The 15,368-nt window shown below is 51.1% G+C and carries 12 protein-coding genes and 1 pseudogene; 1 reads left to right on the forward strand and 12 read right to left on the reverse strand.

The window, feature by feature from the left end:
* Window positions 1–10: 10 nt before the first annotated feature.
* The 10 genes and pseudogenes from ASL14_RS24865 to ASL14_RS24910 all read right to left on the reverse strand — a co-directional run bounded on the left by ASL14_RS24865 (window position 11) and on the right by ASL14_RS24910 (window position 10,857).
* Complete coding sequence (locus tag ASL14_RS24865; protein WP_134914128.1) at window positions 11–1,693, reverse strand: CocE/NonD family hydrolase; 1,683 nt, start codon at window positions 1,691–1,693, stop codon at window positions 11–13.
* 95 nt (window positions 1,694–1,788) lie between these two features.
* Window positions 1,789–3,123, reverse strand: coding sequence for an FAD-binding oxidoreductase (locus tag ASL14_RS24870; protein ID WP_134914130.1), 1,335 nt, complete (start codon window positions 3,121–3,123; stop codon window positions 1,789–1,791).
* Window positions 3,124–3,174: 51 nt separating this feature from the next.
* Window positions 3,175–4,205 (reverse strand): annotated as a pseudogene (locus ASL14_RS24875) (ABC transporter substrate-binding protein).
* Window positions 4,206–4,229: 24 nt separating this feature from the next.
* Window positions 4,230–5,108 carry a fumarylacetoacetate hydrolase family protein gene (locus tag ASL14_RS24880; RefSeq protein ID WP_134914132.1) on the reverse strand — a complete coding sequence of 293 codons (879 nt, stop codon included), beginning with the start codon at window positions 5,106–5,108 and terminating at the stop codon, window positions 4,230–4,232.
* The gene (locus ASL14_RS24885) at window positions 5,105–5,947 is read right to left on the reverse strand and encodes a creatininase family protein (RefSeq protein ID WP_187644822.1); all 843 of its coding nucleotides are present in this window, start codon (window positions 5,945–5,947) and stop codon (window positions 5,105–5,107) included. Before ASL14_RS24885 ends, ASL14_RS24880 begins: the two co-directional genes overlap by 4 nt.
* Window positions 5,948–6,022: 75 nt before the next feature.
* A complete protein-coding gene (locus ASL14_RS24890) occupies window positions 6,023–7,201 on the reverse strand; it encodes an amidase (RefSeq protein WP_134914135.1) in 1,179 nt (392 codons plus the stop codon).
* 22 nt (window positions 7,202–7,223) lie between these two features.
* Window positions 7,224–8,036, reverse strand: coding sequence for a cysteine hydrolase family protein (locus ASL14_RS24895; protein WP_134914137.1), 813 nt, complete (start codon window positions 8,034–8,036; stop codon window positions 7,224–7,226).
* Between the two features lie 60 nt (window positions 8,037–8,096).
* The gene (locus ASL14_RS24900; protein WP_134914139.1) at window positions 8,097–9,125 is read right to left on the reverse strand and encodes an ABC transporter substrate-binding protein; all 1,029 of its coding nucleotides are present in this window, start codon (window positions 9,123–9,125) and stop codon (window positions 8,097–8,099) included.
* Between the two features lie 25 nt (window positions 9,126–9,150).
* Window positions 9,151–10,029 (reverse strand): ABC transporter permease, encoded by an 879-nt coding sequence (locus ASL14_RS24905; protein WP_134914141.1) that lies wholly within the window; start codon window positions 10,027–10,029, stop codon window positions 9,151–9,153.
* A 30-nt stretch (window positions 10,030–10,059) separates the two neighbouring features.
* Window positions 10,060–10,857: an ABC transporter ATP-binding protein gene (locus tag ASL14_RS24910; RefSeq protein ID WP_134914143.1), complete on the reverse strand. Its 798-nt coding sequence runs from the start codon at window positions 10,855–10,857 to the stop codon at window positions 10,060–10,062.
* Between the two features lie 274 nt (window positions 10,858–11,131).
* Here ASL14_RS24910 and ASL14_RS24915 point away from each other — a divergent pair, with 274 nt between their 5' ends.
* Window positions 11,132–12,736, forward strand: coding sequence for a PucR family transcriptional regulator (locus tag ASL14_RS24915; RefSeq protein ID WP_134914145.1), 1,605 nt, complete (start codon window positions 11,132–11,134; stop codon window positions 12,734–12,736).
* 603 nt (window positions 12,737–13,339) lie between these two features.
* Here the strand turns inward: ASL14_RS24915 and ASL14_RS24925 are convergent.
* Window positions 13,340–14,107, reverse strand: a complete 768-nt coding sequence (locus tag ASL14_RS24925) for a hypothetical protein (protein WP_134914147.1) — start codon at window positions 14,105–14,107, stop codon at window positions 13,340–13,342.
* Window positions 14,108–14,136: 29 nt separating this feature from the next.
* Window positions 14,137–15,282 (reverse strand): FtsX-like permease family protein, encoded by a 1,146-nt coding sequence (locus ASL14_RS24930; RefSeq protein ID WP_134914148.1) that lies wholly within the window; start codon window positions 15,280–15,282, stop codon window positions 14,137–14,139.
* Window positions 15,283–15,368 lie beyond the last annotated feature (86 nt).

Consider the following 15,368-nt stretch of genomic DNA (forward strand, 5'->3'; position numbering starts at 1 on the left):
GCTTCGCTTGTCATCTTTTCACCGGCAGCTTCAAACAGGATATGTCCTGTTCCGTGCTGCGCACAGCCGTGGTGGCAATCTTCAGCCCGCCTGTTTCCGTACTGTTCGACTCACCCCTGACACCGTTCGGATGCCGGGCGAACAACGGGAAGGCGCTGCCTGTCAATTCAAGCCGGACATACGTGCCAGCCGGCAGGGTGGCCGCCAAGGGACGCAGCCGGATCCGCGCCGTTTTCCATTCATTGGAGGCTTCTGCTCCTTCACTGCAGATTTCCGTACGGCCCACGCTGAGCAGCCGGGCCGTTCCATTCTCGGATACGGTCGTGAGGACGGCCACCAGATCCGTCGGACCTCCCAGTGTCTGGTACTGAACGGACAACTCCGGTGACCCAAAAATCGGGATATCCTCTGCAAGCGGTCCTCCCGTATATACCAGAATCTCTTGCCGTTCCTGAATGGCCATGCGGTCGGACGGCAGGTAAGAGTCCAGACGCATCGGCAGACGCGAGTCGTATACGAATACATCCGGTACAGCCTCCTCCACGTCTTCCTTATGCCTTTCGAGTCTGCCGCCTCCTGCCGCACCGTTTGCCGGGGTCTGTGACCCCGATAGATAGAACCATTCGGACGGGGAGGGCTCACCCTCAAGTACAAAAGGTAGCTGCTCCGCCGTATGCCATTCATGACTCAATTGGTCAAAATAACGGATCGGCGGTTCTCCGGACAATTCCGTGTCTTCCTTGCCCTTCAGCCAATAATCAAACCAACGCAGCTGCTCCAGATGATGACCGCCGTCCGCCTGCTCGCCATGATCGATTCCGCCCGCTCTACGCCCCCATGGAATGTGGGCCCACGGGCCGACGATGAGCCGATGAAAGCAATCCGGTGTGGCAGTAGCTTGCAGAGCCTCAAACGACTGCAGCGTGCCCATCAGGAAACCGTCATACCAGCCGCCAATATGCAAAGCTGGCACCGGCTCCCCGACGATCTCGTCGATCCAGTTCATCCGCTCCCAGTACTCATCGTACTCTATACGATCGATCCAATCATAAAATGCAGGAAAGTATTGCTCCAGAATCGGATGTCTTTCATTCAGTGGCATCTTCCACAGCATCTCCTCGGGGCTGCGCATAAACCGTGAGCATTGCTCGGCCGTCTCGAAGTCACCCGCCCTTTGCGCCGTATCACGAGCCAGTTGGAAAGCCCACGGCAGGTGATTGCCAAGCGCGAAGGAGCCATGCGGGTAAAATAAGCCATGGTACATGTCTGCCGGGCACATGCTCGGCGCAATCGCCCTGAGCGCGGGCGGGTGAAGGGAAGCCGCAGCCCATTGTGTGAGCCCTTGATAAGAGAAACCATACATGCCTACTTTCCCGGTCGAGCCGGGCAGAACTGCTGCCCATTCGATGGTATCAAAGCCGTCCTCAGCTTCCTGTACAAACGGTTCAAATTCGCCTTCCGACTCTCCCCGTCCCCTGACATCCTGGATTACCACGATGTATCCCTTACTGGAATACCAGACGGGATGGGCATGCGTAACGGTAGAGGCAATCGACCGGCCGTAGGGCTGGCGCATCAGCAGCACGGGATATTCTCCCGTCTCATCAGGCATGTATATATCTGAATACAACGTTACACCGTCACGCATCGTACAAGGAACCTTGCGGTGGATGACCACATCTCCAAATTTCATGCGACCCGCTCCTTTGCTGTAGATCCGGATTTACTATAAAAATCCGTATGGTAAGCCTGCTGCTGCTGTGTGGAAAATCTCCCATCAACCGTTGATCAGATGCCGCTGACAGCCGGTCGTTTTAATTTCTCCTGATTTAGAATTCCCTTCGGATCGTTGTGGTGTTTGATCTCCCACAAACGGTCGTGGGCGTATGATCGTCCACCTTCCTTCAAATCCCAGGTATGCGGATTATTGACTACAACCCCGTTTTCCTCGTAACGCTCCATCAGTTGATTCAGGCGTTCCTCCGTTGTGAAGGGAACCAGCGGCAGGCCGGAAATCAGCAAATTTCTGCTTTGCCGGGCAAATTCTATATGATTCATCACTTCCGGATATTCCTTTTTCATAGCCGAGATTTGCTCAAGGGCATGGGCAGGATCAAAATTCAGTTGCAGGTAAGTCAAGCCCGGATCTGCCTTGCGCGCCCACAGGGTTGTATGGTTCCATGTAAAGTCGGATACACCGACGCCTTTATGATACTGCTCGGCGGAGACCTTTTTAGACGTCAGCCCGCTGTTTTCCGCTATGGCATGCTCCAGCCGCGATTCACAGGCCGTATCCATTTCAAGCAGTACAGCGGTACGCCCTTCGGGAATATCGAGAGGTACAAAATAGGATGAAATCGGCCATTCATGAATAGAAATGAGCCTCTTTATAAAGGACGTATCTTCGGCAACCAACTGCCCGAAGCGAAAAGCTTGTTCAAAGCTGTCAAAGGTTACTGCCCACTGCATCCATTCCACCCGCGGAGCCAGATTAATTTCCACCTCGGACAGAATGCCAATCGTACCGTAGGTATGCAGGTAAGGCAGCACCTCTTCTCCTTGAAGCTCAATGGTACGGGGCTGAACCTCGACGGTCTTGATTTTCAGGGAACGTACCAGACCGTCCCAGATGGTTCCCCAACTGATCGAACCGATGCCGCCAAAACCACCGCTCAAAAAACCGCCGATCGTCGCAGTTTGAAAGGTGGAAGGCATCGTTCGCAGCTCATAGCCCGCCTTGCGGGCAGTGGATTCCATTTTGCCTAGCCTTGCTCCAGCCTGAACCCGCATTATGCCTTCTCCCGTTTCGAGAACCTCGTTGTACTTCGCCAGATTCAGCACGATTCCGCCTGTGACCGGGACACATTGGCCATAGTTGCCAGTACCATTGCCCCTGACGGTAAGTGGAACCCCCAGCTCCGCGGCAATGGATAGCAGAGTGTCAAACTCATCCTCGGTGCGTGGACTGGCGATGCACTCGGCGACCTTGCCCTGCAGCTGACTGGTTAGCACAGGGGAGAAGTGATGATAATCCATCGAATATTTGGCAATTGCTGGCTCCTCCCACTGCAGTAGCTCAGGATCGATGCGTTCTTTCAGAATAGCTGTCCAATGTTCATTCATTCGGTTCCCCTCCCGTATGTTTTCATTCAGCCCGCCTAAAGGCCCTTCCTCCTAAGAATGCGGCAAGAACTTATCCGTGAATACCTTGCTGACATCGGGCTCTTTTTTCAATGCTCCAATCTTCATCAACTGCTGTCCCAGCTCCGCCCAGCGCTCTTCTTTCATATAGCCGACACCATGTTCCGCCGCATCACCTTCATATACGAACGGGATGAGCGCTTCCGCCGCATAGTTCAGCTTTTCTTTCGTAAAATCCGGGTTTTCCTTTAAAATGACGTCATTCACGCTATCATAATTGGTCTTGTAATAATCCCAGCCCTTCATCGAAGCCTCGACATAGGCACGCACAAGATCGGGATGGTCCTGAATATACTGCTCTGTCGTGAACAGCACATTGGAATACGGATTATAACCGGCATCCGCCAGCAGCAGGAATTTAACATCCACATTCTGCTGCTTCATCTCGTACGGCTCACTGGTTACATATCCCTGTATGGCAGCCGTTTCATCGGGTATAAAAGGAGCCAGAGAACCGGTATAAGCCATTTCCTTCACATTATCCAATTGGTATTTGCTCTTCACATAATCCCAGAACACCGAGCCTGCCCCCACGTAAACGGCACGGTTGTTCAAATCGGCAAGGGAGGAAATGTTCTGGTTGGCATGAACCATAAGTCCCTGAGGGCTTTTTTGGAAAATCGTCGCAACCGCTACCAAGGGGATTCCCTGTTCACGGGCGACCAGCAGTTGATCCGCCGTGGTAAGTCCGAACTGCGCTTTGCCGGAAGCCACGATCTGTGTAGGAGACACCTGCGGCCCCCTGCCTGGATGGTCATATCCAGACCAGCCTCTTTGTAATACCCCTGCTCCTTTGCCGCATACAGACCGCCGTGCTCAGCCTGGGCAAACCAGTTCGTCACCTGTGTGACTGCCGTGAGTTCCCCGCTTTCGCTCGTGGAACCCGGTGTCTCAGCAGCGGCATTCCGAGCAGTTTGCTGATTGCCGCAAGCAGCCAGTAATGTTGATAAGGAAAGCATTGCTACCAGTAAAACAGCAGATCCCTTTTGTCTGTACTTGTTCATCTCATTACCACTCCCCAAGGAAAATTACTGATGGTTGTATTCTGCATCCGCTACCGGATTACGAAGCGTCATAAAGCCACTGATTCTGCATTCGGCAACATCTCCGTGCTGAATCTGGACGGACCCTGGTGTGCCCGTCATGATCACGTCGCCTGGATAGAGAGTCATCATCTGTGAAAAATACGAGACAATAAACCATGGATGATAAATCATGCGAGACACGGTATTGCTATGAATAACCTCATCGTTCAATACGGTTTCAACAGCAAGGCTCTGCAGATCGCTTATTTCGTCAGGTGTTATTAGCTGTGGCCCGAGACTGAAAAATGTGTCGAATACCTTGGATCGCTGCAGAAATCTGGGATTCCGTGCGTGAATGTCCTGGCTTGTCATATCCAGGGTTACGGCAAAGCCGGCGATGACGTCCCGCACGCGTTCTTCCGGCACATTTTTGCAGTTTCGGCCGATAATAATGCCAAGCTCCGCTTCTGATGTCACATTCACGGACTGAGCCGGTAGCCGGATATGCTCTTCCGGCCCGATCAGGCTTGAGTCCGGCTTCATGAAGCAGATCGGCTCAAGCTCTGGAGGAGTGGAGGCGAGATCGATCGCTTTTTGTACATAATTCATGCCAATTCCCCATATTTTGCGGGGGTGGCGGAAGAGAGGGGCTGGTATCGCCTCCTCCGCTGGTATGAAAGGGCTCGATGACCATGCTCCGTTCCCGTGCTTCTGATACCACAGGACAAGCTCCTCCAACTGACCCTGCTGCAATATCTCCATGACGGAGGTTCCCCATGCGCTTCCTTCCGCCCTATTGATCTCTTCCAGTAGGAAAAATCGGCCTTCATGCTCAATTGCGGCCTGTTCCCCATCGCCGTGTTTAAGACTGACGAGCTTCACGGGCGGCTTCCTGCCGGCTGCTGAGCCGTCTCAGTCCCGCGGACATCGGTGATTTCAAAATCACACAGCTCCTCCAGCGCCTCCGACAAAATCGCCGTAATTCTGTCCTGAATGATCCTGCCCTTCTCAGGCGTGGCCATCGTAGCATCCCCGGCAATGCCGGTAGCGGATATATCAGCCATCTTCCAGGCGAAGCGGATTTTCCCTTCTAATGTAAGAAAACGGTAAGAGGACATATCGGGAAGCTCTTTGACAAGGAACTCTTTCTGCACCCAGTCCGGTTTAATGGACATGACCAGAGAAGTCTCATAATCGCCGCCGTGAATTCCGTATTCCAGTTCCTCGGGAGACAGGAGGTCCTCCGCCACATTCAGACTGCTGGGACTGAGATAGAAAACCATCATCCCCGTTCTAATCCGGATTTCCCGTGATACGGTATTCAGCAAATCCACGTTGCCGCCATGCGTATTAAACAGCAGTAGCTTGCGAAAACCGCTGGCCTTCAGACTTTCTGCAATGTCCAGCATTATGGCATGTAGCGTGCCCGCAGACAAGGAAATGGTGCCCGGCAGCCCGATATGCTCATTGCTTTTGCCATACGAGACCGGAGGCAACAGCCATATCTCCTTATCCGGCCGCACCCGCTCCAGCGTTTGTGTTAATGTCGCCTCCCCAATCAGAGTGTCCGTATATACAGGCAGATGGGGCCCATGCTGCTCCACAGCTCCGACCGGCAGAATAACCAGCGCCTTCTCCTTCGGCAGTTCTTTGACCTGTTTGCTTGTCAGACGGGGCAAAAAGCGCTCCTCCCATGTCGTTCCTTCATATCGTTGAAACATAACTGACACCCTTTCTCCTGCGGCTTTGATGTTCTTTTCGCGCAGCTTAATGGCCTTATATATCGAATGATAATCTTATCCTTTTACTGCCGGAACAAGGGATGTAGCCCATTCCAGCAGACACCGATCCTGTCCCGGGCCGGCGATGAGGGAAATACCGACCGGACAGCCCAGTATCCCGGCAGCGGGGATCGTAAGCTGCGGCAGTCCCGACAAGCCAGCAATGCAGGTCAAACGCATCGTTCGCACTCTTCGTTCTTCAATGAGCGGCCCGGCCAGCCCCAGCTTCGGGGCCGCTCCGGTAGTCGTCGGTATCACAAGCACAGCATCTGTTCCGAGCAGGTCAGCCATGTGCTTGCGCACCTCAAGCCGGCGTTCTGCTTCCTTCTCCTGATCGGCACGTTCAATGGTGCCTGCCCAGGAGAAACGCCCGGCTATATCCGATCCGAAGACCGGCTGCTCACGTTCAATCCAGGTCCCATGCTCCTGCCATATTTCGTAGCCCTGGATCGTCCTGAACATGGCCATCCATTCAGGCAGACCCTGCGGGGCGATGCGAACAGCTTCATGGCTCTCAGCCAAGCCGCACAGCAACTCCAGGCAAGAGGCAAGCGCCTCTTTGCTCTCGGTATCAGCCAGCTCCCAGGCATCCTCACCGATCAGCACCCTGCTAAAGCCGAAACCCGAGGCTGCCTGCGGCAGAAGCACTTCACCTACCCGGCGCAGCGTCTCGGGATCGCCTGCCATCCAGCCGACGGTGTCGAAGCTGGGAGCGAGCGGGATAACGCCTTTCTCGGAGACGATCCCATGCGTCGGACGTATTCCATAGACTCCGCAGTACGAAGAGGGCACCCGTACCGATCCTCCCGTATCCGTTCCAAGGGCAAAGTCGGCAAGCCCTGCGGCGACGGCGACCGCCGATCCGCTGGATGAACCGCCAGGGATACGGTCCGGGGCCTTCGGATTCACCGGTGTTCCGTAATGGACATTTTCACCGTTCAGGCTGAACATCAGCTCATCCGTATGTGTCGTGCCTGTTAGCCGCGCCCCCTGCTGTAGCAGCAGGCTGAGCGCTTCCGCGTGCTCCGCCGCCGGGCTGTGTGTCTCCAGCCAACACGGATTGCCCGCGCCGTTTGTATAATCACGGACAGCAAACACGTCTTTGACCATAAAACCGAGTCCGCTCAGCGTCCCCTGTCCTGTCGGTTCAACCGTCACCTGGTGGTTTACAACGGCGTTCCATTGATCTTTCATCGAGTCCCCCCCTCCCATCCGCTCACCCTTCCAGAGGAGCCAGCTCTTCCGGTGTATTTCCCTCTTTATGGGCCGCTGCCCCGTCCAGCTCCTCCACCAGCCAGGTGGAATCGGCGACGAAGCCATAGCATTGCTTGATATTGTATAAGGTGGCTTCCATGCAGAAAGCCGGGGAGTTCGTTGCCGAGCAGTCCTCCAGAAGTATACCGTCATATCCGAGGCAAGCTGCGTCCTGCAGTGTATGCATGACACACTGATCGAGATTTACCCCGGCAAACAACACCGTCTGAATATGCAGATTGCGCAGGATGCTGTCCAGTGGTGTGTCCCAAAACCCGCTCATGCGGTATTTATCCACATAGATATCGTCAGGGGCTGCATCCAGGCCGTCGACAATGGCCGCTCCCCAACTGCCTTTCTCCAGTACCTTGGAGCCGTTCCCCGGCAGCGCATCCCCGATGCCGTTGCCCCGTCCGTCCAGATTGTATACATGGAGCACGGATGGCGGCACGTTCATCCGGTCTTCCCGGTTGCCCCAGTTCACCCAGATGACGGGCACACCCTCTTTACGCAGCTCAGGCAGCAGCCGATTCAGCCGACTGACCGGGCTCAGGAGCGGCGATGTATCCGCCCCGATGGAATCCAGCCAGCCTCCTGGTGTGCAGAAATCATTCTGCATATCAATGACAATGAGCGCCGTATGTTCCAGATCAAATATGATTTCCTGCGGCTGTGCAGGAAGGGTTACGGGCTTGCCGTACTTTTGCGTCCGCCTTAGATCCACAAGCGTTTCGGACACTTGCCAATAGCTCTTTTGATTTCCAAGTTTGAACATATAAAGTCCCCTCATTTTTCTGAAAATTCTGGTTTGAGGCTATAAATACTCGGTTCACACTCATGGCTTCATCAGATATTCGGTCTTGAACGCCTGGGCAACATCCTGTGCCTTCGTTAATCCTCTGCTCTTGATCATCTGATCCTGCAGGGTGCTCCAGCGTTCCTCTGTCATATAACCGATACCGTTTGCCTCGGATTCCTTGTTAAGAATAAAGGGCTTTTCCTGCACCGCCTCATAATTCATTGCTTCTACCGTCATATCCGGATTGTAGGTATGAATGAACGGGTTTACCTTTTTATAGTTGTCAAGATAATAGCTCCAACCCTTCTGGCTTGCCTGAACCACAGCCTCTACGACATCGGGGTGATTTTTGAGGTAGTCTTCCGTTGTAAAAAGAACATCCGCATAGTTCGCATAACCGGAATCGGCGATTTTCAGATAGTCCACCTCAACCCCCTGCTGGGAAAGCGCGTAAGGCTCGTTCGTGATGTAGCCCTGATTCAGCGAATTGGGGTCATTAATAAAATTGACAAGCTGTCCGTTATACTTCATTTCTTTTACATCCGTCAGATTGTATTGGCTCTTGATATATTCCCAGTAAGGCACCGCTGTACCGATGTATACGGTTTTGCCGTTCAGGTCGGTGAAATCCTGGATGTCTTGCCCTTTGTGGTACATAAGAACCTGCGGTGTGCTCTGAAAGCCGGCAAGGATGCCAACAACAGGGATTCCCTGTTCCCGCGCCTTCAAAATTTCATCTGCATAAGAGATACCGAATTCGGCTTTGCCCGCAGCGACAAGCTGCATGGTTGACACCTCGGGACCTCCCGGTTGAATCGTCATGTCGATCCCCTTGTCCTTGTAGTAGTTCTGCTGCAATGCCGCAAAATAGCCTCCATCTTCCCCTTTGGCGTACCAGCCCTCGATCAGTCTCACCTGCTTCAGATCCGTTCCGTCTTCCCCCTTCGCCGGGGCCGAGGATTCCGGAGCGCCGGAATTGGAGCATGCGCTCAGAAGCAACATGATCAAAGCTGCAGCCAACAGCAGCCACTTCTTGTACCGTAAGTTCATAAGATATTTGGACATGTTGGACCCTCTCCCGGTTCTGGTATCATTTCATTGCCGACTCATGCCAGGACTTCAAAAGCTTGTTCGATACCATGTTAATGATTAGGAAAAATGCTATTCCCAAGATGGATGCTGCCAAACCGCAGGCGAACAGATAAGGAGTTTGCAGGCGGGTTGCCGCAACGGTAATCCCGTATCCGAGTCCACCCTGTCCGCCGCCAATGCCGGCAATGTATTCACCCACGATCGCTCCGACAACTGAACTGGAGCATGAAATTTTCAGCCCCGCCATAATGTACGGGAGCGCCGCCGGAAATCGCAGCTTCCAGATGGTCTGCAGCTTGCTCGCATTATACAAATAGAATAAATTTTTCATGTTCTGATCCGTTGAGTTCAACCCGATCAGCGTATTCGATAAAATCGGGAAAAAGCTGATCAGGAATGAGATGATCACAATGGCATTAATCCCCGCTCCGAACCAGATCACAATGATCGGGGCTACCGCTACGACCGGAATAGTCTGTAGGATAATGGCGTACGGATATACGCTTTTTTCCACCGTTTTGGACAGCGCCAGCAGAATGGCTAATGAAATGCCGAGCACTACACTAATCACAAAACCGATCAACGCCTCTACAATGGTTGTGCTTACCGACGTAATCAGATTCGTGCTGTTCTCGGCGGCCGCCGCCGCAATATCGGATGGCTTGGGCAAAATATACGGAGGCATTCCGATCATCCGCACGATGATCTCCCATCCGCCGATAAACAGGACAAACACCACAAATGGCGGCAGAACTTTCTTTAGCAGGCTCAGGACCTTATTCTCGACTGCCGGATAACCACTGCGGGCATTTCCCTTCGCGGAAGCCTGGATACCCACTGCCGTTTCAACGGCTGAAATGGATGCGATCTCTTCCATTTTTCTTCACTCTCCTCTCATTTCTGGCTATCAATGTTTCAGCACAGCGGACACGCTACGTACATATTCACTGAATTCCCGACGGGTCCGGAATCCATCATTCCTTGGATAAGCAAACGGGATATCGATGATGTCCGAAATTTTACCGGGACGGGGCGTCATCACCACTACTCTTGTCGATAGAAACACACTTTCAAACACGTTATGCGTAATGAACAGAACCGACATCTTTTTGTCCTGTTCCCAAATATTCAGCAGTTCATCCTGTAGCGTCTGCCTGGTAATTTCATCAAGAGCGCCAAACGGTTCATCCATTAACAGCAACTGGGGTCTGGATATCAACGCTCGTGCAATCGATACCCTCATCTTCATTCCGCCTGACAGCTCACGGGGCAGCACTTTCATATATTCCTTCAGACCTACCAGCTCAAGAACCCGCTCCCCTTCGGTAATACGCTCCTTCTTGGATACTCCGCGCAAAGTAAGAGGCATGGTGACATTATCAATCAGCTTGGCCCATGGCAGCAGGGTATGCTCCTGAAACACAAAGGCAATCTCATTCTGCTTGCGTGCTTCCTTCGGTGAGGTGCCCAGCACAGACAGATGACCGGAGGTCGGTTCCGTCAAACCGGCAATCATATTAAAAATAGTCGATTTACCGCAACCGGAAGGGCCGACAAAACAGAGAAATTCCCCTTCCCCTACATGCAGATCCGCATGCTGCACAGCTACAGTGCCATTGGGGTAGATTTTGCCGACATCATCGATAACAAGCATGGAACGGCTGTCCTTTTCGGCCGCAGCCTGTTGATTTTGGGTAAGCTGCATCTGAATCCCCTCTTCTCTTTGAAGTTGTGTCCTATCATAAAGCTAAAAAATATGAATGTAAATATTCCTAACATAATTTTGGTTTTTAATCTAACAAAGAGGGCTATTGGTTGGTTAAAAAACAGAATTACCAGTAAATAATGTTAACTTATATTACATATAAGAGACGAAAAGGATTGCATAAAGTCGAGGAAACCCTATATAATTGCTTAAAAAGTTACGTCGTGTCCGGGACCTGAATCATATACGCATCATTTTGGGGGAGTGATTTGACATGCATTTAACTATAGAAGACGCCTTGATGGTCTATCCGTTATCGGAAGGGAAGCTGGCTGCTGGTATAAAGGGAATTTCCCGAACAATCACCTCCATTAATTTGATGGATGCCCCGGATGTGATCAATTGGCTAAAGGAAGGGGAGCTGCTGCTGACTACGGCTTATGCGATCAGGGATTCACCCGAGGAATTTGTCAATTTACTGCAAAAGCTGAATGAACGGGGGGCCTCCGGGCTTGGCATCAAGCTTGGCCGCTACTGGACGGAAATTCCCGAGATTGCCCTGCTTGAAGCCGACCGTTTGAGCTTCCCCCTGATTGAGTTGCCTTTTGAATTCACCTTCTCCGAGCAGATCACTGCTCTTTTCCAATCCGAGTTCCAACGTGATACCCGCCGGCTGAATGAATTGCTTGAAACGCAGAAGAAGCTGGTTGATTTTGCGATGCAGGCGGATGAGTACACCAATTATTTTCAAAGTATCACCAGCATTTTGGGACATCCTGTAGCCATCGTCTCCTCCGAGGGACAGGCCTTGTATAACGTGACAAGCTGTTCCGAAATAGAGCTATTGAGTCACTGGCCCTGGCATCAGGACAATCGGTTTTATAAGGCAGCCAACAACCTGTTGTATCGGGTCCACCTGCTGAAAAACGGAAAATCATACGGTTACTTGCTGGTTCAGACCGAAAATCTGCAGGAAGCACATGATATGGAGGGCATTTTTCACCAGGCTGCCGTTATTCTTTCCTATCATCTGGAGATCATCTGGAATCAAGAGGCTTCTGCGGCGGGCAGTCGTCTTGGTGCGGCCATGGAGCGTTACTTGAAGGGAAACGCCTCTCGGGAAACGGTTCTCGAATTTGCCGAAGCGTTGGGAAGCACATTTTGGAGCACTCCCTACGTATGCATGATATCCTCCACAGGAGCTGATACATGGGACCATGAGAGTCAGCGACGCAGACTGAAGGAGATTCGGGATAAGCTTCAGGACCATCCAAAGACGGCCTCCTTGGAATCCCATCATTTCTATGTGATGAACCGCGTATATTCCCTCTTTCCCATTCCGGAAGAGGAGGCCAAGAAGCGCAGACAGTATGAGAATTCCGCGCGTTTGTATGCGGATTTGATGCACGCATGGGACCACGGAGCAGGAGCAAGGACATGTTACATCAGCAAAGTCAGGATGGGTATGGAGGAGTTCATCGACGGCTTCCGGGAGTGTGCCGAGGCCGAGAGAATCAGCACGGAGCTCGGTTCAAGCGAAACGGTTGTCATGTTTGCCGACCTGGAATTCATTTATCTATTCAAACATATTCCGAAGCAGGTCATGAGCAGGTACTGCTCTTATCTGTTCCGTCCACTGTTGGACAAGGACGAGGAATATGCCTGCGAGATGATGCACACGCTTGAAGCCTATTTCGCCAACAACGGCCATGTGAATGATACCGCGCGTGAGCTGTTTATCCATCGCAACACGGTGCTGTACAGGCTGGAGAAAATTTCGGGGCTGCTGAATCTGGATTTGAAGAATACTGACCACCTGCTACTGTTAAAGCTGGGGCTTATGTTTAGACATTTGATGCCGCACGACAGGCAGGCTTGATTTGAAAATATCTACAAGAAGGGTATCCCGAGAAGCCTTCCGGCTGCGGAATACCCTTTTTTACCTCTTATCCACGCAACTGCTTCCAGGATGATCAAAATTGCTTGCTTTCCGATTTTCAGACTCATTCCGCGAATTCCCACTCCGGATTTTCAGACGACTTCCCATAAATGGCCGTCCGTGTCCTGAAAATAGCCCGAATACCCTCCCCAAAAATATCATGTGTTGAAAAAAAGACTCACTTTTTATGAAGAATATGCAGTGGTGCTCCAAGCTTCCCCTTAACCTTTGTTCTGTAATGCCCATCTATTATTAACACCAGAATTAATTTTTTCACGAGTTACCCTCTCTTTATATGTAAGCGTCAAACCCTGCACACCTTCAACAGCTTAAACATTCATGAGAGGATGAAGGTAACCTAATTAAACAGGAGGTTACCTCATGTCGACCAGAGAAAGACGCCGCCAAGAATGGACAGCCCTATTGTCTGGATGAATCACCTTTGTTACAAATCCAATAGCATCATATTCGTAGTTTGTAGGGTTGGTATTTCCATCAATAAACGTTTTAAGTTGACCAGTCAATGTGTTGTAGTCGTACTGTTTAATGATCGTTGAAGCAGCACCATTTGCATCTGTGACCGCGATGTTTGTTTTGTTGGGTATGCTCCAGAATAAGGTGCTGTTGTTTTGTATTCTGTTTGAAAGGTAACGTAGTTCGCTGCATCCTTTTGACTCTCGTTTGCAACGTGTTCCCAAACGCATCATAGTTCTCAGTAATTGTTTCCTGGAGAATTGCTCCCGTTACATTACCTTCACGAACACGAATTGTTGTCACATTGCCATGAACTGCATCACGTACATATTCCGTATATTGTGTTTGAGTAGCAGAAATTGGTTTCGAGACACCAACAAGTAAATGCGACGTTGCATCATAGGTGTACGTTGTTGTTACACCCAACACGTCAACAGCGCTTGTGATACTACCATAGTCGTTATAAGTCTGTGATGTATTAACCACATACTTATTGGTATTTCCTGATTCTTCCTTGGTTACCTTTGTTGCAATAGGTGATGTCCAGCGCCTTGGTTCGTCATACGTGTAGTCAGTCGTATGGGTATAGGTTTTTCCACCATAAGAAAAAGTTGTTACAATACTCATGTTGTAGAATACAGCTGGTGTATTCTCATCAATAAAATCTTTCTTATTTGTGAGCGTGGATTGAGTCAAACCATCGTAAACCCCGACAGAGAATGAGATATCTGTATCATAAGAACTTCCAATATCACTTGTTGGATAAGAGACGTCTTTATGGTTGTTACTTTTTGGGGTCGTATGAGACCATTGAAAAGTCTTGCGATCCGGTTCCAAGCCGACGGTCCTTTCAGAAATAGGGGCAATCAGTTAAAACCCGCTGATTGTTTCAAATGCTTTAAATAACGGGCACGGATCAGTAGAAAGTACAGGAATTGCGCGACAAGGAAAACGCTGTAGACCGTAATGGCCGAATGAATCACCGGCGAATGGAGCAGATTATGCAGAGCGTATAGCGCAACCGAGCTGTGGATGAGCGCGACCGCGAGCGGTACGAAAAACAACAGCGCCATCTGTAGAGTCGCCACCTTCTCAAGTTCCTTGTCGGTCAACCCGATCTTCGTTATGGAACGGTACTTCTGCTTGTCATCATTCAGGTCGGTAAACAGCCGGAAATATAGAAAGCTTCCCGATGCAACAAAAAATACGCAACTGACAAACAATCCGACGAAAAGCATCAGATTATAGGTCCGCTTCATCTGTTCCTCCAAATAGGCAGGAGATGTGAACCAAAAACCGGAGGTTTGTGCATATCCTAGCTGTTGAGCGATGGCCTCCCCCGTGTCCGCCGTTGAATCGGCGCTGTCCGTATCGTAAGCGGTTAAAAGATGTTCTTCTTTCGGATTGCCAAAGGAGTCAAGCATCTCATCCTGAACGATCAACAGCGGTTCATCGACAATGGGAGGCGTGACCGGCTTTCCGACGGTTTGTTTCATGTTGAATGTGATGGATGTTCCCTTCACTGACCACTCGCGTTCCGGCAACGGCCGGTTTCTCATGGTCCAGATGGTCGCGGCTTCATTTCCCTGCAGCGACAGTACCGGGTAATCCAAGGCTTTGGCAAGCTTGGTATACTCGGACAGGCGGATGAAGTTCAGTGATTGTCCATTTATCGAATCGAAGTTCGCTAAATGGACGGACAATTTATCATAACGAATTCCCCGTTCTTTGAGCACTTGTTCGATTATTTTCGTTTGATAGGCTGCTTGCCCGACATCGCCGGTGGTTTGAATGTAATTATAGGCAAACGGGTACGCATCCGAGATTTGTTTGTGGATTGTTTCCTGATATCCCATCAAGCCGCCCATGGCGCAAATGGCGACTGTCGAAACGATCGTCACGAGAAAGAACATGCGGGCGTTGTCCTTCATGCGGTAAGCCATGTCGGAAAAAACGAGCACATTCGTTTTGTGCAAAAAGACAGAGCGGTTGCTTCTCAAAGTGCGAATCACAAACACGCTCAACTGAGTGTATAAAAGTAAGTACCGATGATGACTATGACCGTGACCGGCAAAAGAGCGATAACGACCGTGGCGCC

It is taken from the genome of Paenibacillus sp. IHB B 3084 (assembly GCF_001447315.1).
Classification (GTDB): domain Bacteria; phylum Bacillota; class Bacilli; order Paenibacillales; family Paenibacillaceae; genus Paenibacillus.

Coding starts and splice junctions, on each gene's coding strand:
- ASL14_RS24865 (WP_134914128.1), bottom strand. CDS start 1,693: ATGAAATTTGGAGATGTGGTCATCCACCGCAAGGTTCCTTGTACGATG.
- ASL14_RS24870 (WP_134914130.1), bottom strand. CDS start 3,123: ATGAATGAACATTGGACAGCTATTCTGAAAGAACGCATCGATCCTGAG.
- ASL14_RS24885 (WP_187644822.1), bottom strand. CDS start 5,947: ATGTTTCAACGATATGAAGGAACGACATGGGAGGAGCGCTTTTTGCCC.
- ASL14_RS24890 (WP_134914135.1), bottom strand. CDS start 7,201: ATGAAAGATCAATGGAACGCCGTTGTAAACCACCAGGTGACGGTTGAA.
- ASL14_RS24895 (WP_134914137.1), bottom strand. CDS start 8,036: ATGTTCAAACTTGGAAATCAAAAGAGCTATTGGCAAGTGTCCGAAACG.
- ASL14_RS24900 (WP_134914139.1), bottom strand. CDS start 9,125: ATGTCCAAATATCTTATGAACTTACGGTACAAGAAGTGGCTGCTGTTG.
- ASL14_RS24905 (WP_134914141.1), bottom strand. CDS start 10,029: ATGGAAGAGATCGCATCCATTTCAGCCGTTGAAACGGCAGTGGGTATC.
- ASL14_RS24910 (WP_134914143.1), bottom strand. CDS start 10,857: ATGCAGCTTACCCAAAATCAACAGGCTGCGGCCGAAAAGGACAGCCGT.
- ASL14_RS24915 (WP_134914145.1), top strand. CDS start 11,132: ATGCATTTAACTATAGAAGACGCCTTGATGGTCTATCCGTTATCGGAA.